This is a genomic window from Vreelandella indica (assembly GCF_037070225.1).
GTDB classification, from domain to species: domain Bacteria; phylum Pseudomonadota; class Gammaproteobacteria; order Pseudomonadales; family Halomonadaceae; genus Vreelandella; species Vreelandella arctica.
Genome location: NZ_JBANSO010000001.1, coordinates 190,035 through 209,776, shown reverse-complemented (window position 1 = coordinate 209,776; position 19,742 = coordinate 190,035). Strand labels below are relative to the sequence as shown.

Below are 19,742 nucleotides of genomic sequence, written 5' to 3'. Positions count from 1 at the left end.
CTACTGATCTTCCTCAAAACGAGCATCGAACAGCGCTTGAATAGCATCAAGCGCCTGTTCTGCGTCAGCGCCTTCAGCGCTGATAGTTAGCTCGGTACCACACGGTGCGGCGAGCATCAGCAGTGACATGATATTGGCGGCGTCAGCGACTTGTTGCTGTTTTTGAACACGTATTGTCGCCGTGAACTGTTGGCCGCATTTTACTAGTTTGGTCGCCGCGCGTGCATGCAGGCCGCGTTGATTGGTAAGTGTGAGTATTCTTTCTGGCACCCTGGTTCCTTTTCGCCGAGTGGTGTCATTAATGGATAGAAGCGCTTAAGACGTTGCTTGCTGCTCGTCGGTTTGGGATGTGCTGGCAGGCGGAGCAGCTAGCTGTTCATTTAATGTGTACTGCAAGCCTAACTCGCGATGACGTAATTGAATTTCGCCCATACTGTGTACTAATCGCTCTGCTAGCTGTTCGACCATATAGACCGAGCGGTGTTGCCCACCGGTGCAGCCAATCGCGATAGTCATGTAGCTACGCTGGCTATCTTGGTAAGCGGGCAGCCAGCGCTCAAGCCAAGCCTGAATATCGTTAGTCATGGCGTCTACGATGGGATAACCGCTTAAGAAGGCCACTATGTTCGCATCGCGGCCTGTGAATTGGCGTAGCGTTGGGTCCCAATATGGGTTTGGCAGGCAGCGCACGTCGAAAACCAAATCAGCATCCAACGGCACACCGCGCTTATAACCAAACGACTCAAGCGTCAGCGTGAGCTTGTCGCGCCGCTGATGGGCGACTTGGTCGGTAATGCGACGACGCAAATCGTGAACTGATAGCCGCGAGGTATCGATCAATAAATCGGCTAGATCACGAATGTCGAGCAGCGTTTCTTCTTCTTTATTGATAGCCTCTTCAAGCGTCATTTCGCTATCGCGCGTCAGCGGGTGACGCCGCCGTGTTGCGGAGTAACGCTCAAGTAAGATGCGCGCATCAGTGGTCAGATAGATCACTTGAAAATCAATTTTACGTTGCCGCAAATCCTCTAATAAAGAGGGCAGTCGTGCCAGGGCGCCAGGCAAGTTACGGGCATCAATACTGACCGCCAAATGGGCGCGGTCGCCCTGGTCGCGTAATTCGTCCACCAACGACCCCAGCAACATGGCAGGGAGGTTATCAATCGCATAGTAGCCAAGATCTTCAAGCGCTTGTAAGGCGATAGATTTACCTGACCCAGAGCGGCCGCTAATGATCACAAGTTGCATAGAGTCTCTCTTTGCTTTGATCAAGCTGCGTTAAGGGTGGTGAGCGCAAATCAACCTGCCGTTGAGTACCGCTTGGCAGGTTTAGGCTTTCAGGAAGTTGTTTGCTCACGAATTTTAGCGGTAAGCAACTCAAGTAGTTCGCGCTGGCTGCCTGCTTTACGCAGTTTCTGACGCGCATCCGCATCGTTCATGATGGTCGCTACCTGGCCGAGCAGAGAGAGATGTGTGTCATCAGCCTCTTCTGGAACTAGCAATACAAACACCAGATCCACCGGGTCGCCGTCGATAGCATCAAAATCAATCGCTTCTGCGAGTTTTAAAAAACCAGCAATTGGGGCCGAGCAGTGAGGACTACGCGCATGGGGAATAGCCACGCCGTTACCAATCCCGGTACTGCCTAAGCGCTCACGGCCAATTAAACGGCTAAACACTTCTTGGCTGTCCAGACTGGGGATATTTTGGGCAATAAAGGTGCTGAAAAATTCCAGCACCCTTTTTTTGCTGCCCCCGGGTACGTCAAAGAGAACACGTTCCGGGGGGAGTATGGTTTCCAACGTCATTGAATTAACGCACGCCTGCGCCTTGGGCGCGAGCTTGTGCTTTTTCCTTATGTTTAACGAGTTGCCGATCAATTTTGTCCGCTAATGCGTCAATAGCGGCGTACATATCACTGTCTAGGGCTTCCGCATGTAAATCAGCACCTGCTGCGTGCAGTGTACAGGCGGCCTGCTGGCGCTCTTTCTCCACAGATAAGGTGACTTGCACCGTGGTTATGTTGTCGTAATGGCGCTCTACACGTTCAAGCTTTTCGTTGACATAGTCACGCAAGGCGTCAGTCAGTTCTACGTGATGACCAGTGATATTAACTTGCATTGACGTACTCCTTATCCATCGGACTGTACTTCGATTGTAACCCTTTTTGCCGCGTTGCAAAGCCCTTGTCGAGAGTTTCCCTAAAACGTTGATTTGTGCTAGCGCAAACGACGTCGCTCGCTAGAGGAGGGAATGCCCATGGCTTCACGGTATTTAGCCACCGTTCGACGCGCTACTTGAATTCCCCCCTCCCCTAATAGCGTGACTAAGCGGCTATCAGAAAGCGGCTTGCCTGGCGGCTCCTCTTGAACCAATTTCTTCAGCCGAGCGCGGATAGCGGTGCTTGAATGGCTGTCACCATCCTGGCCGCTGACTTGGCTTGAGAAAAAGTATTTGAGTTCAAATACGCCGCGAGGCGTATGAATAAATTTCTGAGTGGTTACCCGGGAAATAGTCGATTCGTGCATTTCCACGGCCTCGGCGATATCGGCCAATATGAGCGGCTTCATGGCTTCTTCGCCGTGTTCTAAAAAGCCAATTTGCCGGGTGATAATCTCGCGGCCAACGCGCAGTAGCGTATCGTTGCGGCTAGAGAGGCTCTTGATCAGCCAGCGTGCTTCCTGCAGGTGTTCTTTTAAAAACTGATTGTCCTGACTTTTATCCGCACGCTTTATTAAGCTTGCGTAGTCGGGCTGAATGCGAAGCCTTGGCAATGCCTCAGGATTGAGCTCTAAGTGCCAGCCTTCGTGGTCATGGCGTACGACCAGGTCGGGCGTTACATAACTATCATCGGTATCGCCATAGGCGCTGCCCGGGCGTGGATCAAGGCTACGAATGAGGAGAATGACATCAGCCAGCTGGTCATCATCGAGTCCCAGGCGGCGTTTTAGTAAGCGCATGTCATCTTTGCCGAGCGCTTCCAGAAACTGCCGTACTAAGCGGCGGGCAGGAACCAGCAACGGCGTATCATCGGGAAGAGTGGCCAGCTGCAGCATCAGGCACTCCCGCAGGTCGCGGGCGAATATTCCTGTTGGCTCAAATTGCTGAAGCTTAAGCAGAATGGTTTCTACTTCGCGCTGGCTAAGCCCATCGACACCTTGGGCGCGAAGCCCTTCACGTATGTCGTTGAGCGGCTGAGTTAAGTAGCCATTAGCATCTAACGCGTCGATAAGACTTTCTGCGACAAGTTGCTCTCGCGCGCCAAAATCAGTCATGGCTAGCTGCCACAGCAAGTGCCCATGAAGACTCTGGCCAGCAGCCTGGCGCTCAAAATCAGGTCCTTCGCTGCTGGAGCCACCGTGACTGCCCATATCTTGGTAGGTGTCAGACCAATCACTATCTACCGAGAGCTCGGTGGGAATGCTCTCTGACCACTCTTCCTCTTTGGGCTCGCTGGCAGCCTGTTCGCCAAATTCATCCTCTTGTTCCAGCATGGGGTTGGCATCTAGGGCCTGCTGAATTTCTTGACGTAAGTCCAGCGTTGATAGCTGTAACAGAGCAATGGCCTGCTGCAGCTGAGGTGTCATGGTCAGCTGTGTGCCCATGCGCAGTTGAAGAGAAGCTTTCATGACCATCTGAGAACCACTCGTTAATCAGAATGCTCCACCCTAGTGTGAGTAGGTCTCCGGTGCAAGTGCAATAAGCATGCCATTGGTAGTAAAGTTGTTGTAGAGCGCTAATTAGAAGTGAAAAATAGGCTAGAGGCGGAAATCAGCGCCTAGATAAACCTCCCTCACTTTCTGGTTAGTGAGTATCGAGGCTGGAGAGCCGCTGGCGATGATTTGACCATCGCCCACGATGTAGGCGATATCACAAATATCCAGGGTTTCGCGAACGTTGTGGTCGGTAATCAGTACGCCGATGTGGCGCTGCTTTAATGCCCGAATAATGGTTTTGATCTCGCCCACCGAAATGGGGTCTACGCCAGCAAAGGGCTCGTCCAGAAGAATGAATGCGGGTTCTGTCGCCAGTGAGCGAGCAATCTCCACCCGCCTGCGTTCACCGCCTGAAAGGCTCATGCCCAGGTTGTCGCGAATATGGGTAATGTGAAAATCTTCAAGTAGCGCTTCCAGGCGCTGCTCGCGGTCGCGACGGCTGAGCTCTTTGCGCGTTTCGAGTATCGCCATAATATTATCGGCAACCGATAATTTACGAAAAATAGACGCTTCTTGCGGAAGGTAGCCGATACCCGCCGCAGCGCGTTCATGCATTGGCGCGCGGGTTAGATCTACATCGTCGATACCCACTTTGCCAGCATCGGATTTCACCAGCCCCACAATCATATAAAACGAGGTGGTTTTGCCCGCGCCGTTAGGGCCCAGTAAGCCCACAATGCTGCCTTGGGAGATCTCTAAATTGATGTCTTTAACGACTCGGCGTCGCTTATAGCTTTTGGCCAAGTGGTGGGCATATAGGGTTTTGATTGGCGCAGTGTCTGTAGTTGCCAAGGCTTGGCTCCCTATTGTTCAGGCTGAAGCGTCATACGTATGCGCTGGGTTTCGCTGCCGTCAACGTCAGAGCGGGCCTGAATCACTTCACGGTCAATGAAATATTCAAGGCGACCGCCGGTGAAGGTGTCTTCTTGTTGCGTTAATTCGGCTTGGTCGATCAGCTCAACGCGGCGTTCAGCGACATGATAAATAATGCGCCTTGCCCAACCTTCTGTAGGGCCTTCTTGCCCTTCAGCTTGATGACGTAAGTAAGCGCGCTCACCGGTGGAGGTCGCGCGGGAGAGCTCGCCTGCCTCGTTGCGTTCGATCTCTACTCGCTCGCCACGTAATTGCATTCCGCCTTGGCGAATATCGACATTGCCTGTATAGACAGCGGTTCCCGCTCGCTGGTCAAGGTCTAAACGGTCGGCTTCAACTTCTACCGGGGCCTGGCTGTTTTGGGCCAGTGCCGAGAGTGGTACCGCAAGGGCAAAAAGGGCGGTATATAGCAGTGATTTCATGGCAAATCCTGTTAGCGTTGCGTGGCCGGAGGGTGCGTGCCACGCACATTATCAGTTAAGCGCACTTGGCTTTCGTTAAGCCAGACGTCCATGCGCGACGCGTTCATTTGCTGGGGCGGCTGTTGTAGCACTACCGGTGTTTCACTCCACGCATGCTGTTTTAGCCCGTCATAGTGCAATAATTCAGTGTCTAACTGCCAACCTTCATCCGGTGCGATCAGGCGAGCCGCGCCTGACATCAGCAAGGCCTGAGTGGACGTGTTAAGCGTGCCTACATCAGCGCTAGCTAGCCACTGGCGGTTTTCGCTATCGTATAAAATAGCTTCGGGCTCTTCCGTCCAGGTTTCACTACGCTGCGGCGTATGGATCAGGCGTGGGGTTTTAAGCGCCTGTAATACGCTGCCATTTTCACCGAAAAGGGTGATCTCAGCGTTTTCCAGTACGTGGCCTGGCTCCTGGGCCTGCGCTTCAGGGTCAATGGCCGTGTCTTGAGGCCCACGTGGGTCAAGCCACACCAGTAGAGCCCCCAGGGCTACGACCAGCCCGGCTAACCAAATGCGTACTTTTACCTGCTTCACCATTAGGTGCGACCGTGAAGATAGGTGTCTAGCACCGCGCCCCAGTGCCCTTGAGATTCAAGCAGTGTGTCACAGATTTCACGTACGGCGCCGTGGCCACCTAGACGTTCCGTGGTCCAGTCGGCGTGGGTATGCATGTAATCTGGCGCATTAGGGACGGTAATGCCGACGCCGCAACGCTTAATAGCGGCCAAGTCAGGCAGGTCGTCACCACAGTAGGCCACCTGCTCTAACTCTATATCGAGACGCTGGCAAAGCCCGCGCAGGGTGGCAAGCTTGTCTTCACAGCCTTGATGGACCAGGTCGATGCCCAGTGATGCGGCGCGCTGGCTCACCATGGGAGAGTCGCGGCCCGTCACCAGCGCTACATGTATACCCACTCGCTTGAGAAGCTTCAGCCCATGACCATCCTGAGTATGAAATGCTTTGATTTCGATACCGTCAGCCTGGAAGTAGAGGCGGCCGTCGGTCAGTACGCCGTCAACATCCAATGCTAATAGGCGCACGCGGCGGAGTCGATCAAGTAGCGCATTAGGTAAGGTCATAGAACCTCCTTATCATTAAATTCGTAAAGCGGGTCGGTAATATTGCTGAATGACGCCGCTGTCTTAAATAACGCCGCTGGCAAGCAGGTCATGCATATGTAGCGCCCCGATAGGACGCTGTTGTTCATCAACCACTGCTAGCGCCGTAATGCGGCTCTCTTCCATGATACGTACCGCTTCCGCCGCCAGGATGTCGGGGGCGATGCGCTTGCCCGGCCGGGTCATTACATCGTCAACGATGACATCGCGCAGGTTGTGAAACTGGTCGAGCGTGCGTCGAAGGTCACCGTCAGTGTATACCCCGGCTAGGCGGCCATCGCTATCTACCACGCAGGTAAAGCCTAGCCCTTGACGGGTGATTTCCAATAACGCGTCGCGCAGCGGGCTTCCCAGGGGGACTTGGGGCAGTCGCTCACCGTCGTGCATAAGATCTCTAACGCGCAGCAGCAAGCGTTTGCCTAAGCTGCCACCGGGGTGGGAAAGGGCAAAATCTTCAGCGGTAAAACCGCGCGCTTCCAGCAGCGCCACAGCGAGGGCGTCGCCCAGGGCGAGCGCTGCCGTTGTTGAGCTGGTGGGGGCCAAGTCGAGCGGGCATGCCTCACGCTCTACGCCGCTGTTCAGGTGCGCATCAGCGTGTTTAGCCAGCGTGGAGTTGGGGCGGCCTGTCATACTGACTAGCGGCGTACCCAGGCGTTTAAGCAGCGGTAAGAGCGCAGTGACTTCGGCGGTTTCACCCGAGTTAGACAGCGCCAATACCACATCGGAACGGGTAATCATGCCTAAATCGCCGTGGCTGGCTTCACCAGGGTGAACGAAAAAAGCTGGTGTGCCTGTGCTGGCAAGTGTGGCCGCCAGCTTACCAGCGATATGCCCCGACTTGCCCATGCCGGTCACCACCACGCGGCCTTGGCAGGCGAGAATTAGCTCGCAGGCACGGTCAAAACTTTCGTCTAGTTTGGCTTGAAGGCCGCCAATGGCTGCCTGCTCAATTTGCAGCGTACGCAATGCACTTTCGCGTAGTAGGCTGGGTGGAGCGAGAGGCTGGCGCATAGCGTTTTCTCTTAATCATTGAACATATAAAAAGTAGTAACCGCCAAGAATAACATCTTGACGCCCTTTATAGGCAGTCGTTCAGCTAGTACTTAAGACCGTTAGCCCGGATGCGTTTTGACAATAAGGCGGCCTGCTACCGATTCGCTAACAATAAATGGTTAGACCAGTAGAAATACTCAAGCGTGCCGTCGTGTTTTGTAGCGTTATAGTACAATGTTTGATAATGTTTTAGAAACACTGTTTTATAACCGCGATAGCCGCAAATAGGGTATGATGGCTAACCCAAGTGCGCCTCGTTAAGAGTCAACTGATCCATGACAGATGCTCCATTTATTGAAATTGAAGACCTCCATTTTTCACGTGGCGATCACGAGATTTTTCGCGGCATAAATATGACGATTCCGCGCGGCAAAGTAACCGCGATTATGGGGCCAAGCGGTACTGGTAAAACCACGCTGCTTAAGCTAATCGGCGGGCAGTTGACTCCAGAGCGTGGGCGGATAGTGATTGATGGGCAGGATGTTCATCGGCTGTCTCGTAAGGCGCTATTTACGCTACGCAAGCGGATGGGGATGCTATTTCAAAGTGGCGCACTGTTTTCCGATTTAGATGTATTTGAAAACGTTGCTTTTCCGTTACGCGTACATACTGATTTGCCCGATACCATGGTGCGCGATCTAGTGCTGCTGAAGCTGCAGGCGGTCGGGTTGCGGGGGGCGCGTCACTTGACGCCCGCAGAGCTGTCGGGAGGCATGGCGCGGCGGGTCGCTCTGGCTCGTGCCGTGGCGCTGGACCCGGAGTTGATCCTGTATGACGAACCTTTCGTTGGTCAGGACCCCATCTCGATGGGCGTTTTAGTGCAGCTTATTAAGCGCCTTAATCAAGCGCTGCAACTCACCTCTGTGGTGGTGTCTCACGATATTAAGGAGACGCTGAGCATTGCAGACTATCTCTATTTAATTGCTGATGGTCAGGTGGTTGCCCATGGTACGCCGCAAACCTTAGATACGAATCAAGACCCCAGGGTTAGCCAGTTTATTCATGGCGAGCCTGATGGCCCAGTGCCGTTTCACTATCCCGCTGAGGCATTTTATCGCGATATTTTGGGCGAGCCCCCGATGACAAAGACAGGCTAATGGCTTCAATGCAGGGTAAATACAGGGCAGGGACACATGCAGTCAAAATTTTCTAACGGCACCGCGCGTATTACCCGATTGGGGCGTCGAGGGTGCGATTTAATGGAAGCATTAGGCCGCGCGGGGGTGTTTCTCTTCCAATCCGCTATCGGTGTGCCATCCCGTGAGGGTTGGCGCTTATGGTTGCATCAGATGCATTTTGTCGGTGTGCTCTCACTCGCCATCGTGTTGGTGTCTGGGCTGTTTATCGGCATGGTGCTGGCACTGCAGGGCTATACCATTCTGGTCGATTTCGGCGCTGAGCAGGCGCTTGGGCAGATGGTGGCGCTGTCACTGCTGCGTGAGCTGGCGCCTGTGGTGGCTGCGTTGCTGTTTGCTGGCCGTGCGGGCTCGGCATTGACCGCTGAGATTGGCTTAATGAAAGCCACCGAGCAGCTCACCAGTATGGAGATGATCGGTGTTGATCCGCTGCGCCGGGTGGTCGCTCCGCGGCTATGGGCGGGCTTTGTGTCGCTACCCATTCTAACAGTAGGTTTTAGTGTGGTGGGTATCTGGGGTGGCTACTTGGTGGGCGTGGAGTGGTTGGGCGTTTTCGAGGGCTCTTACTGGAGCAACATGCAGGCCAATGTGGCTTTTGTCAGTGATATTGGCAATGGGATGATCAAAAGCGCTGTGTTTGCGCTGGTGGTGACCTGGATTGCTGTCTTTCAGGGCTACGACCTGGTGCCGACCTCAGAAGGCATATCTCGTGCTACCACACGCACGGTAGTGTATTCGTCGCTTGCAGTTCTGGGGCTTGATTTTGTGTTGACTGCCGTCATGTTTGGCGGCCTTTAATGGGTGGAGCAGTTTCATGAGACGCAGTAAAACCATGGAGTTCGGTGTTGGCCTGTTTATGATTGCTGGCATTTTGGGACTTGTATTCCTCGGCTTGCGTGTTAGTGGACTGACACTCTCCGCGCCCGCTCAGTCGTTTCAGTTGGAGGCCAATTTTGCCAATATTGGTAGCTTAAAACCTCGCGCTCGGGTCACTATGGCTGGGGTGACGGTGGGGCGCGTTGAATCTATTGAGTTGGATACGCAGTGGTTCGATGCACGGGTGGTGCTAAGCCTGGACAGCGAGTTGGAAGGCCAGCTCTCCAGAGACACGATAGCGTCTATTCTTACTGCCGGCTTGTTAGGCGAGCAGTATATCGGCCTTAGCGCAGGCGGTGACCCTGAGATGCTGGAGGAGGGTGACACGATTCGTGATACTCAGTCGGCGCTGGTGCTGGAAGAACTTATCCAGCAATTTGTGTCCAACATGGCAAGTAATTAATGTTTCAACTAATGAGGCACGAACCCAGTGCATTAACGGGTCGGGAGATAATGGTTATGAAGGGAGTAAACGGGATGGTAAGTCGTTGGTTGCTGGTGGGTATGATCATGGTGGGGTTAGTGTTGCCGCTACAGGCCCTAGCACAGAGCCAGTCCCCTGAAGCATTGGTTCGCGATAATGTTGAATCACTAATGGAAGACCTTGATGGTCGCCAAGATTATTACGCTAATAATCTGGGTGAGCTTGAGGCGTTAGTGGATAGAAATCTCGACCAAGTGGCTGATTTTCGCTATATCGGTGCCAGTGTGATGGGTAACTATTTCCGCAACGCCACCCCAGAACAGCGCAGCCGTTTTGCCGATGTGTTTCGTCAAACGCTGATTGATACCTATACCCGTGGGCTGGTGACATTTGATTATGACGAGCTACGAGTGCTGGATGCCCAGCAAGCGCAGCGCTATGACGATCAAGCTAGTGTCGCGATGGAAGTGGTGGCGAATAATGGTCAAGTGTACCCCGTGAACTATAGCTTAAGGCTTTCTAATGGCGAGTGGCGGGTGGTCAATGTGATTGTAAATGGCATTAACCTGGGTTTGACGTTCCGCAATCAGTTCGACCAGGCCATGCGCGATAATAATCGCGATTATGATGCTGTCATCGACGGCTGGTCGCCTGAGGTGGGTGTTGAAGAGCTTGAACAGGGAGGCGATGCGTGACAACGCTTTTTTCACGCCCCGGTATCACGGTGGATGCTGAAGACGCTACCCTGCAAGTAGTCGGTGATGTGGATGTGACGTTGGCGGCTGATTTGGCCGCCAGCGGTGTTACGTGGCTCAAGCAAGCCGACTTAACCTCACTAACACTGGATTTTAGCCGCGTTGAAAAAGCCAGCAGTGCTGCCATCAGCGTGCTGTTTGAATGGTTGCGCACGTGTCGGCAGCGCGAAATCCAGGTTCAGACTATCCGCTTTTCAGATCCTCTACGCCGACTTGCCTCATTAGCTGAACTGGATGCATTGATTGATCATCCATCAGCGACCTTGGCTGTTTAAAGCTAGGCCATTTAAAACTACGCCATCGCCAAGCGCGCTGCTTTTCTTTATTATGTCGCCCCAATTACGTTTATTAATATTGACGACCCCAAAGGAGTTTTTTGCGCCATGCAACCCAACGAGGTAAAAGCACTGCTTGAATCCCGTATTGACGGATGTCAGTTCCATATTCAGGGTGAAGGCTGTAATTTTCAGGTGATTGCGGTTGGTGATGCCTTTGAAGGTCTCTCTCCGGTCAAACGTCAGCAGCTCGTCTATGCTGCTCTCAGTGATGAGATCGCCTCTGGCGCGCTCCACGCCATTAGTATCAAAACGTTTACTCCGGCGCAGTGGCAAACTGCACCGGAAAACGTCCAGTAACGGTCGCTCCATGGATAAATTAATCATTACCGGCAATGGTTCGGTAGACGGTGAAGTGTGGGTGAGCGGTGCCAAAAATGCAGCGTTACCCATCTTGTGTGCCAGCCTGTTGGCCGACGGCCCCGTAGTGATTGGTAATTTGCCGCACCTGCAGGATATTACCACCACCTTAGAGCTGCTGGGTCGTATGGGGGTTGAGCCGGTAATGGGTGAGAAGCTGAGTATCCAGTTAGATGGTTCTCAGGTGACCCAATGCCACGCACCTTATGAGCTGGTTAAGAAGATGCGTGCTTCCATCCTGGTGTTAGGGCCGCTGCTTGCCCACTTCGGTAAAGCTGATGTGTCGTTGCCCGGTGGCTGCGCGATTGGTTCGCGCCCGGTGGATTTGCACATCCGTGGTTTAGAGGCCATGGGGGCTGAGATTCGTGTTGAAGCGGGCTACATCCGTGCGCGGGTCGATGGCCGCCTGAAAGGCGCGACGATTTACTTTGATACCGTGACGGTAACCGGTACCGAAAACCTGCTGATGGCGGCGACGTTGGCCGATGGCAAAACCGTTCTGGAGAACGCTGCCCGCGAGCCAGAAATCGTCGACTTGGCAGAGTGTTTGATCAAGATGGGCGCTAAAATCAGCGGCCAAGGTACTGACACTATTACCATTGAGGGCGTTGAGAAACTCCACGGCTGCGAACACGATGTCATGCCTGACCGTATTGAAACGGGCACGTTTCTGGTAGCTGCTGCCATGACAGGCGGGCGAGTGAAGGTAAGGCGTACCCGGGCGGATATCCTGGATGCGGTCATCGCCAAGCTGGAAGAGGCAGGCGCTGAGATTACCAGCGGTGACGATTGGATTGCTTTGGATATGCACGGCAAGCGCCCCAAGGCGGTGAATATACGCACGGCGCCTTATCCAGCGTTCCCCACCGATATGCAGGCTCAGTTCGTGGCTATGAATGCGGTGGCTGTGGGGCATTCACGGGTAGTCGAGACCATTTTTGAAAACCGCTTTATGCATGTTCAAGAGCTTAACCGCATGGGCGCCAATATTGTGCTGGAAGGTAATACCGCTTTGATTGAAGGGGTTGAGAAGCTATCCGGCGCGCCTGTCATGGCGACCGATCTACGCGCTTCCGCTTCGCTGGTGATTGCAGCGATGATGGCCGAAGGGGAAACCCTGGTCGATCGTATTTATCACATTGACCGTGGCTACGAGTGCATCGAAGAAAAATTGCAGTTACTGGGCGCGCGCATTCGCCGTATTCCTGGCTAAACCATGCGACCAAACTCGCTTGCTACGAATTCTGCATGCTACCGGCGGTGCATGCTATTAACCACTGGCCTAAACGATGAGTAAGCAACTGATTTTAGCCCTCTCGAAGGGCCGCATTCTGGAAGAGACGCTGCCACTGCTGGCCGATGCGGGCATCACGCCCGCCGAGGATCTGAGCAAAAGCCGTAAGCTGCTGTTTGACACCAACCTGCCAGACGTCAAGCTGGTGATTATCCGCGCAACCGACGTGCCCACCTACGTTCAGTTGGGTGCCGCGGATGTGGGTATCGCTGGGAAAGATGTACTGCTTGAGCACGGCGCTGAAGGGCTTTACGAGCCGCTGGATTTGGAGATTGCTCGCTGTAAGTTGATGACGGCGGGCGTTACCGGCCAGTTGCCAGCGCGCGCCCGGCGTCGGGTGGCCACCAAGTTTGTTAACGTGGCCCGCCGTTACTACGCCGAGCAGGGGATCCAGGCCGAAGTGATCAAGCTTTATGGCGCCATGGAGCTTGCGCCCCTGATGAACCTAGCGGACGAAATTGTCGATATCGTTGATACCGGCAATACACTGCGGGCGAATGGTATGGAACCGCGTGAGTTAATCGCCCATATTAGCACCCGACTAGTGGTGAATAAGGCAGCCATGACCATGAAGCATGAGCGCATTAAGCCGTTACTGGCCCGCCTAGACAGCGCGGTCAAAAAGCGTCAGGCACAGCTTGCCGAATGACATGAGGTGACCCATGAGCGATCCCAATAGCGAACTACGTAATGCCACCATTTCACGCCTGTCTACAAGCGATGCAGACTTTAACCATCAGCTTGATGCGCTGTTAGATTGGGAAGGGGTGTCAGACAAAGCAGTTCAGGCACGCGTAGAAGAAATTCTTGCCAGTGTTAAAAAGCGAGGCGACGCCGCAGTAATTGAAGCTACCAACCGCTTTGATCGGCTTACTGTTAGCTCAATGGACGAATTGCAACTTACGCCTGAACAGTTGAAGCAGGCATTTGATCACCTGCCTTCTGAGCAGCGTGAGGCGCTCTCCAGTGCCGCCGAGCGCATCAAGCAGTACCACGAGCGCCAAAAGCCCGGCTCCTGGCAATACGAAGAGGCTGACGGCACGGTGCTGGGGCAGAAAGTCTCCCCACTGGATCGCGCCGGTATCTATGTGCCGGGTGGAAAGGCGGCTTACCCCTCTTCGGTGCTGATGAATGCGATTCCTGCCCATGTGGCCGGTGTACGTGAAATTGTCATGGTAGTGCCTACGCCGGATGGCGTGCTCAATGAGTTGGTATTGGCTGCGGCCCACCTGGCTGGGGTCGATTATGTATTCACCATCGGTGGGGCTCAGGCGGTGGCTGCGCTTGCTTATGGCACAGAAACGGTGCCTCGCGTCGACAAGATAGTTGGCCCAGGCAATATTTATGTGGCCACGGCTAAGCGCGCGGTGTTTGGGCAGGTGGGTATTGATATGATTGCCGGCCCTTCGGAAATCATGGTGGTGTCCGATGGGCTGACCGATCCAGACTGGTTGGCCATGGATCTTTTCTCTCAAGCCGAACACGATGAGGATGCTCAGGCGATCTTGGTTAGCTGGGATAAAGCGCACTTAGCTGCTGTTGAGGCCGCGGTTGAACGCCTACTGCCAACTTTAGAGCGCGAAGAGATTGTGCGTGAATCGCTACGCCGGCGTGGAGCGCTAGTACACTGTCAGGACGCCCAAGAAGCGATTACACTGATTAACCGGATCGCCCCTGAGCATCTGGAGCTTTCGGTGGCTGAGCCAGGCACTTGGTTGGATGATATCCGTCACGCCGGGGCGATCTTTATGGGGCGTTACACTGCCGAAGCGCTGGGAGATTATTGCGCGGGCCCCAATCACGTGCTGCCTACTTCTGGAACAGCACGTTTCTCGTCACCGCTGGGTGTCTATGATTTTCAGAAACGCTCTTCGATTATTCACTGCTCGGCAGGCGGTGCGTCTGAGCTGGGTAAAATCGCCTCGGTATTGGCTCGGGGCGAGTCATTAACCGCCCACGCCCGCTCAGCTGAGTACCGTATTCGCGATTGATGCCCCTTAGCATCGTGTCAACGCGCTCAAGCTGTTACCGCTATGAGTCGCGTTGGCCGGGTGCCTCTTCATTAATCGGAATCGCGGGAAGCGGGCGTTCGCCCACTTCTAGCGTCATTTCCATACGTTCGCCGCTGCGCACAATGGTTAGTGGCAGCGACGTGCCGGGGGGGATTGAGGCGATTTCGCTCATCGTGGAGCGAGCATCCAGAATGGGCTCTCCGTCCACGGCGAGTAGTACATCGCCAGGCTCTAGACCTGCTTGCGCAGCCGGACCACCGCTGACGACACCGGCAACAATGACGCCTTGAGGTGTTTGCAGCCCAAAGGAGGCCGCGAGTTCGCGTGATAGCGCTTGTGCCTCTATACCCAGCCAGCCACGAATCACACGTCCTTGAGTAACCAGTTCATCTAGGATGCTGTGGGCAAGGTTGGCGGGGATCGCAAAGCCAATACCCTGGGAACCCCCTGAGCGTGAGAAAATGGCGGTATTAATACCCACCATGGCACCGTCAGGGTTGACCAGCGCGCCGCCAGAATTACCTGGATTGATCGCAGCATCTGTCTGAATAAAATCTTCATAGGCGTTGAGCCCTAGGTGATTACGTCCCGTGGCGCTAATAATGCCCATGGTGACGGTCTGGCCCACCCCAAAAGGGTTACCAATGGCTAGCGCTACGTCGCCCACTGCTACGTCGGCAGAATCGGTCAGTTCAATAACCGGCAAGTCGTCCAAATTAATGCGCAGCACGGCTAAATCACTTTCAGGGTCGGTGCCAATCACTTCGGCCAACGTTTCGCGCCCATCACGTAACGCCACCTGAATTTCGTCGGCGCCATTGATAACGTGGTGATTGGTTAATACGTAGCCGTCTTCACTCACAATAACCCCAGAGCCTAGGCTGGAAAGCATCCGCTGGTGAGTCGTCGCATCGTCGCCCTGGCTATCAAAAAATTGCTGGAAGAAGGGGTCCGACATCAGTGGGTGCTGATCGCGTTCCACAATACGTGATGAATAAATGTTAACCACGGCCGGCGCTGCTTGTTCGACTGCTCGTGAATAGCTCACCGGGCCCTTATTGCGGGATAGAGGTGCAGCCTGGTGTATTTCTGGAGCTGGGCGATTAGGGTTGGGTTCCACTGCCGCTGGGACCGTAGAGATCACCGGGGCCGGAGATTGAGGCGCCTGTGGCGGTGAATCACGAAATGGGTTGGGAAGTTGCTCGGGGAGCGCAAACAGGATCACCACAGCGAGCAGTACGCCAGTAACAACAGGCCATAGGTAAGGCAGCACATAGCGTCGCATGTAATAAATTCCTTAACGAGTCAGTCTCACTGTTCGCGATAAAAAGCAGCGAGTTTTACAATGGTTTAATGGTAACACTTTCTTAGCAAGTTCCTCACGGGTGCATTTAAATCAATAAAAGGACGCAATATGATTCATCGTGACCAATTAGTGGCAGCCTGTGACCATCAGCTGCGGGCTGCTCAGTTTAAAGATTATACGATTAATGGTTTGCAGGTAGCGGGTAGTGAGCACGTTAAACGCGTTATAACGGGAGTGACAGCCTGTCAGGCTTTGCTGGATGAAGCCGTTGCTTGGCAGGCGGATTTGGTGTTGGTGCATCATGGCTATTTCTGGAAAAACGAGCCCGTTGCGATCACCGGCATGAAGCAGAAGCGGATTAAAACACTGCTTGATAACGATATCAGCCTGCTGGCGTACCACCTACCGTTGGATGCTCACGCCGAAATGGGCAATAACGCCGAATTGGCTAGGCGTCTAGGCTGGAAAGTGGAGGGGTGTATTGATGGCGAGCTAGGAGAAGGGCTTTTATGGTCAGGACGTTTAGCGCAGCCACTTTCTGTACAGGATCTCGCAGTGCAAATTGCGCACACCCTTCAGCGTGAGCCTTTGGTCATTGAAGCCCCGCAGGTGGGCGATATTGAGCGCATTGCCTGGTGCACCGGTGGGGCGCAAGACATGATTACGGCAGCCTTTGAGGCGGGGGCGCAGGCCTTCGTATCGGGTGAAATATCCGAGCGAACTACCCACTTGGCGCGCGAAATGGGGATCCATTATATCGCCGCTGGCCATCACGCTACAGAGCGTTATGGAATCCAGGCCATGGGTGAGTGGTTAAGCGATGAGTATGATGTTGAGCATCGCTTTGTGGATATTGATAATCCTGCTTAACACATTAAGCGCCCCGAAAGATCGTTGACGAGAATCGGGGCAGCTTACTGTGGTTTGGTTACTTAATGTTGTCGTTTAGTTACTTAATAGCGAGGTGGTTGAGGCGTTGCCACCTCATTACTTTTCAAGCCAAAATCCTCAGATAGCGTGCCGCCTTTACCGTCGGCATAGTCGCGCGGGGTAGCGGGAGCCGCTGTATCAGCCTGTGCCTGCTGTTCAGAGGTAGAATTGATGCCAGAAAGATCAAGGCTTGGCTGAATCGCCGCATCGCGAATGTCCCATTCCTCAGCATCCTCTTTTAGCTGAAGTTCTAGTTGGTTGGCTTCATCGCGAATATTGCTGAGCCGCTGATAGATCCCGGTCAAATGGCTGCCCACGCTGTTCTTCATTTCAGCGATTTGATGTTCGCGTTCGAGTAGCTTTTGACGCATGGAAGCAGCCTCACGCTGGCTTTTGCTGAAGAGGCGGTAACTGCCCAATCCAACGATTAAGCCGACGATAAAACCGATAATGGCAAAGGTTAATGGTGAGCTTGCGTCCACAGTGTTCTCCCTGGCGCCTTGAATATAACCGCAGACTGCATTAGCCAGCAGCTTTTGAATTAAACAGGCTGCCATTATAGGCGTCAGTCTGCCGGTTGGGTCAATCCACTCATGCGCTTAGACGTCTCTACGGGTATAATCACAGCCTTTCTTAGGGTTGCCAGTCGTTGTGCTGGCTACTGCCTTACATGCTGAGGGAGGCGATTGCATGTCATCAACATCTGCGGATAGGGCAATGTCTAAAACACGCCCAGCATCGCCTATTGAGCGCTACCGCGCGGATTTAGAGCGTGAGGATTTTCAATATGATGCGGCGCAGGAATCAGCAGTAAAACATTTGCAGCGGCTTTATGATGAGCTTGTAGCTGCACCGACGACCGTGCCGAAGACCTTGGTTGCCCATAAGGGCTTGAAAGCCAAAATGGCCGGCTTAATGGGTAAAAAATCTTCCTCTGCCGATAAACCGGTCTTGCCTCAGGTAAAAGGGCTCTATTTTTGGGGAGGGGTAGGACGTGGCAAAACCTATTTAGTTGACACGTTTTACGAATCCCTTCCTTTTCCTGACAAAATGCGTACCCATTTCCATCGCTTTATGCAGCGCGTCCATAACGAGCTGACACACTACAAGGGTGAAAAAAATCCCCTCACGCTAATTGCGGGTAAATTTGCCACTGAGGCGCGTGTGATTTGCTTTGATGAATTTTTTGTCAAAGATATTACCGATGCCATGATACTTGCCAACCTGCTGGAGGCGCTTTTTGAGCGCGGGGTGGTGCTAGTGGCAACCTCAAATATCGTGCCTGATGACCTGTATAAAGAGGGTCTGCAGCGGGCCCGTTTTCTGCCTGCCATTGAGCTTGTCAACCGGCATTGCAGCGTGGTGAACGTCGATTCAGGCGTTGATTATCGTCTGCGCGCACTTGAGCGGGCTGCTATTTTTCACTCACCGCTGGAAGAAGCGGCTGAGCATGAACTTTCGCGTAGCTTTCGTGAAATAGCGGGGCAGGCGGGCGAAGTAGATGCGTCGCTAGAAATTAACCATCGTGTGCTCAAAGCCCGCCGTTTGCATGATGATATTGCTTGGTTTGAATTTCTTGAGTTGTGTGACGGTCCGCGTAGTCAAAATGACTATATTGAGCTGGCCCGTGAGTTTCACACCGTGTTGGTCTCCAATGTAATGCGAATGGATGCCAAAAAAGACGATCAGGCGCGACGTTTCATCAATATGGTCGATGAATTTTATGACCGCGGTGTGAAGCTGCTAATGTCGGCAGAAGTGCCGATTGAGCAACTTTACAGCGATGGCAAGCTGACGTTTGAGTTCCAGCGTACGCTTTCCCGGCTACAGGAAATGCAGTCAAAAGAATACTTGGCGTTGGCGCATAAACCCTAGAAGGCAAAGAGTCTATCGGGCAAGTAAAAAAGTCACGATACGGCTTAACTTGTCGCTGTCCTTACTGTAGAATGCCGCCTCGCTACATGTTGCTTGCGTAAGCTGGCAACCAAAAAGAATAGGGATGGTGCTTCGCCGTATAGCGGTGTGAGTCACCCAATACATTTAATCTGGTGATTTTATCCATGAAGACGTTCAGTGCTAAGCCGCAGTCCGTCCAGCGCGACTGGTATGTTGTCGACGCTAAGGACAAAACGCTCGGTCGCCTGGCAACCGAGATTGCTCGTCGCCTACGCGGCAAGCATAAGCCCGAATTTACCCCTCACGTTGATACTGGCGACTACATCGTTGTTATCAACGCAGAGAAAGTCCATGTGACCGGCAACAAGGCGAAGGCTAAAACCTACTACCGCCACACTGGTTACCCGGGCGGTCTGCGCTCTATGACATTCGACAAGATGCTTGATCATGCGCCTGAGCGCATCATTGAGTCTGCCGTTAAAGGCATGTTGCCGAAAGGTCCTTTGGGTCGCGCCATGTACACTAAGTTAAAAGTGTACGCCGGTGCCGAGCATCCGCATGCTGCCCAACAGCCGCTTGAACTAGACATCTGAGGAAATCTTCGCCATGACACAGCAGTATTACGGTACCGGGCGCCGCAAGACTTCCACCGCTCGCGTGTTTATGAAGCCAGGCTCTGGCAAAATTACTGTCAATAACCAAGACCTAGACCTTTACTTTGGTCGCGTTACTGGTCGTATGGTTGTTCGTCAGCCGCTTGAGTTGACCGAAACGCTAAGTCAGTTTGACATCTTCGTGACTGTCGCTGGCGGCGGTGGTTCATCTCAAGCAGGTGCTATTCGTCACGGCATTACACGTGCCCTGATGAACTACAATGAAGACCTGCGTCCTTCGCTACGTGCCGCTGGCTACGTAACGCGTGATGCACGTCAAGTTGAACGTAAGAAAGTCGGCCTGCGCAAAGCACGTCGTCGTCCGCAGTTCTCTAAGCGTTAATTCTTTACGCTATGCGGCAAAACGCCCAGGTCATCGACCTGGGCGTTTTTTATTGAAATATCATAAAATTATATTGCTCGTACCACTATGGTCACGGGCGGTTGTTCTTGTGCATAGCGCTTTGTTTTTTTACCATAGAGCGTATTTGATATTCGTCGCCGCAAGACGCCTTTGCGGCGAAGCGGGTAAGCTGATG

The 19,742-nt window shown here is 53.5% G+C and carries 25 protein-coding genes; 13 read left to right on the top strand and 12 right to left on the bottom strand.

Features of this window, described 5'->3' with window-relative positions; all coding sequences use genetic code 11:
* The 10 genes from V8L71_RS01030 to V8L71_RS00985 form a co-directional block, all read right to left on the bottom strand.
* A complete protein-coding gene (locus tag V8L71_RS01030) occupies positions 1 to 270 on the bottom strand; it encodes an HPr family phosphocarrier protein (RefSeq protein ID WP_336272955.1) in 270 nt (89 codons plus the stop codon).
* A 45-nt stretch (positions 271 to 315) separates the two neighbouring features.
* Positions 316 to 1,248, bottom strand: coding sequence for an RNase adapter RapZ (gene rapZ / locus V8L71_RS01025; RefSeq protein WP_008958648.1), 933 nt, complete (start codon positions 1,246 to 1,248; stop codon positions 316 to 318).
* Positions 1,249 to 1,337: 89 nt separating this feature from the next.
* Positions 1,338 to 1,808 (bottom strand): PTS sugar transporter subunit IIA, encoded by a 471-nt coding sequence (locus tag V8L71_RS01020; protein ID WP_336272954.1) that lies wholly within the window; start codon positions 1,806 to 1,808, stop codon positions 1,338 to 1,340.
* Between the two features lie 4 nt (positions 1,809 to 1,812).
* A complete protein-coding gene (gene hpf / locus V8L71_RS01015; RefSeq protein ID WP_007114683.1) occupies positions 1,813 to 2,121 on the bottom strand; it encodes a ribosome hibernation-promoting factor, HPF/YfiA family in 309 nt (102 codons plus the stop codon).
* 98 nt (positions 2,122 to 2,219) lie between these two features.
* On the bottom strand, positions 2,220 to 3,635 hold the full coding sequence (locus V8L71_RS01010) for an RNA polymerase factor sigma-54 (RefSeq protein WP_336272953.1): 1,416 nt from the start codon (positions 3,633 to 3,635) through the stop codon (positions 2,220 to 2,222).
* Positions 3,636 to 3,758: 123 nt separating this feature from the next.
* On the bottom strand, positions 3,759 to 4,508 hold the full coding sequence (gene lptB / locus V8L71_RS01005) for an LPS export ABC transporter ATP-binding protein (RefSeq protein ID WP_336272952.1): 750 nt from the start codon (positions 4,506 to 4,508) through the stop codon (positions 3,759 to 3,761).
* A gap of 11 nt (positions 4,509 to 4,519) precedes the next feature.
* Positions 4,520 to 5,011, bottom strand: coding sequence for a lipopolysaccharide transport periplasmic protein LptA (gene lptA / locus V8L71_RS01000; RefSeq protein WP_335597201.1), 492 nt, complete (start codon positions 5,009 to 5,011; stop codon positions 4,520 to 4,522).
* 11 nt (positions 5,012 to 5,022) lie between these two features.
* Complete coding sequence (gene lptC / locus V8L71_RS00995; RefSeq protein ID WP_336272951.1) at positions 5,023 to 5,592, bottom strand: LPS export ABC transporter periplasmic protein LptC; 570 nt, start codon at positions 5,590 to 5,592, stop codon at positions 5,023 to 5,025.
* Entirely contained in the window at positions 5,592 to 6,134 is a 543-nt protein-coding gene (locus V8L71_RS00990; protein WP_336272950.1) for a KdsC family phosphatase, read from the bottom strand. Before V8L71_RS00990 ends, lptC begins: the two co-directional genes overlap by 1 nt.
* 63 nt (positions 6,135 to 6,197) lie before the next feature.
* Entirely contained in the window at positions 6,198 to 7,184 is a 987-nt protein-coding gene (locus V8L71_RS00985) for a KpsF/GutQ family sugar-phosphate isomerase (protein ID WP_179914817.1), read from the bottom strand.
* A 317-nt stretch (positions 7,185 to 7,501) separates the two neighbouring features.
* Between V8L71_RS00985 and V8L71_RS00980 the strand changes: the two genes are divergently transcribed.
* From V8L71_RS00980 to hisD, 9 genes are all read left to right on the top strand, one after another.
* Positions 7,502 to 8,323, top strand: coding sequence for an ABC transporter ATP-binding protein (locus V8L71_RS00980; protein ID WP_336272949.1), 822 nt, complete (start codon positions 7,502 to 7,504; stop codon positions 8,321 to 8,323).
* 36 nt (positions 8,324 to 8,359) lie between these two features.
* Positions 8,360 to 9,160 (top strand): lipid asymmetry maintenance ABC transporter permease subunit MlaE, encoded by an 801-nt coding sequence (gene mlaE / locus V8L71_RS00975; protein WP_336272948.1) that lies wholly within the window; start codon positions 8,360 to 8,362, stop codon positions 9,158 to 9,160.
* A 16-nt stretch (positions 9,161 to 9,176) separates the two neighbouring features.
* A complete protein-coding gene (mlaD, locus tag V8L71_RS00970; protein ID WP_179914819.1) occupies positions 9,177 to 9,641 on the top strand; it encodes an outer membrane lipid asymmetry maintenance protein MlaD in 465 nt (154 codons plus the stop codon).
* 74 nt (positions 9,642 to 9,715) lie between these two features.
* Positions 9,716 to 10,357, top strand: coding sequence for an MlaC/ttg2D family ABC transporter substrate-binding protein (locus V8L71_RS00965; RefSeq protein ID WP_246361629.1), 642 nt, complete (start codon positions 9,716 to 9,718; stop codon positions 10,355 to 10,357).
* Positions 10,354 to 10,692 (top strand): STAS domain-containing protein, encoded by a 339-nt coding sequence (locus V8L71_RS00960; RefSeq protein ID WP_179914821.1) that lies wholly within the window; start codon positions 10,354 to 10,356, stop codon positions 10,690 to 10,692. Before V8L71_RS00965 ends, V8L71_RS00960 begins: the two co-directional genes overlap by 4 nt.
* Positions 10,693 to 10,800: 108 nt before the next feature.
* The gene (locus tag V8L71_RS00955) at positions 10,801 to 11,052 is read left to right on the top strand and encodes a BolA family protein (RefSeq protein ID WP_007114696.1); all 252 of its coding nucleotides are present in this window, start codon (positions 10,801 to 10,803) and stop codon (positions 11,050 to 11,052) included.
* Positions 11,053 to 11,062: 10 nt separating this feature from the next.
* Positions 11,063 to 12,325, top strand: coding sequence for a UDP-N-acetylglucosamine 1-carboxyvinyltransferase (murA, locus tag V8L71_RS00950; RefSeq protein ID WP_179914822.1), 1,263 nt, complete (start codon positions 11,063 to 11,065; stop codon positions 12,323 to 12,325).
* 76 nt (positions 12,326 to 12,401) lie between these two features.
* A complete protein-coding gene (gene hisG, locus V8L71_RS00945) occupies positions 12,402 to 13,055 on the top strand; it encodes an ATP phosphoribosyltransferase (protein WP_035566316.1) in 654 nt (217 codons plus the stop codon).
* A 13-nt stretch (positions 13,056 to 13,068) separates the two neighbouring features.
* Complete coding sequence (hisD, locus tag V8L71_RS00940; RefSeq protein ID WP_336272947.1) at positions 13,069 to 14,397, top strand: histidinol dehydrogenase; 1,329 nt, start codon at positions 13,069 to 13,071, stop codon at positions 14,395 to 14,397.
* Between the two features lie 40 nt (positions 14,398 to 14,437).
* Here hisD and V8L71_RS00935 read toward each other — a convergent pair whose 3' ends face one another.
* Complete coding sequence (locus V8L71_RS00935) at positions 14,438 to 15,703, bottom strand: Do family serine endopeptidase (protein ID WP_336272946.1); 1,266 nt, start codon at positions 15,701 to 15,703, stop codon at positions 14,438 to 14,440.
* A gap of 129 nt (positions 15,704 to 15,832) precedes the next feature.
* Between V8L71_RS00935 and V8L71_RS00930 the strand changes: the two genes are divergently transcribed.
* Complete coding sequence (locus V8L71_RS00930; protein ID WP_336272945.1) at positions 15,833 to 16,594, top strand: Nif3-like dinuclear metal center hexameric protein; 762 nt, start codon at positions 15,833 to 15,835, stop codon at positions 16,592 to 16,594.
* 83 nt (positions 16,595 to 16,677) lie between these two features.
* On the opposite strand, the gene V8L71_RS00925 is transcribed toward V8L71_RS00930, so the two are convergent.
* Positions 16,678 to 17,136, bottom strand: coding sequence for a ZapG family protein (locus tag V8L71_RS00925; protein ID WP_035587068.1), 459 nt, complete (start codon positions 17,134 to 17,136; stop codon positions 16,678 to 16,680).
* A 208-nt stretch (positions 17,137 to 17,344) separates the two neighbouring features.
* Here V8L71_RS00925 and zapE point away from each other — a divergent pair, with 208 nt between their 5' ends.
* The 3 genes from zapE to rpsI all read left to right on the top strand — a co-directional run bounded on the left by zapE (position 17,345) and on the right by rpsI (position 19,546).
* Positions 17,345 to 18,529 (top strand): cell division protein ZapE, encoded by a 1,185-nt coding sequence (gene zapE, locus V8L71_RS00920; protein WP_336272944.1) that lies wholly within the window; start codon positions 17,345 to 17,347, stop codon positions 18,527 to 18,529.
* 185 nt (positions 18,530 to 18,714) lie between these two features.
* Positions 18,715 to 19,143 carry a 50S ribosomal protein L13 gene (gene rplM, locus V8L71_RS00915; protein WP_008958668.1) on the top strand — a complete coding sequence of 143 codons (429 nt, stop codon included), beginning with the start codon at positions 18,715 to 18,717 and terminating at the stop codon, positions 19,141 to 19,143.
* 13 nt (positions 19,144 to 19,156) lie between these two features.
* On the top strand, positions 19,157 to 19,546 hold the full coding sequence (rpsI, locus tag V8L71_RS00910; RefSeq protein ID WP_008958669.1) for a 30S ribosomal protein S9: 390 nt from the start codon (positions 19,157 to 19,159) through the stop codon (positions 19,544 to 19,546).
* The last annotated feature ends 196 nt before the right edge of the window (positions 19,547 to 19,742 follow it).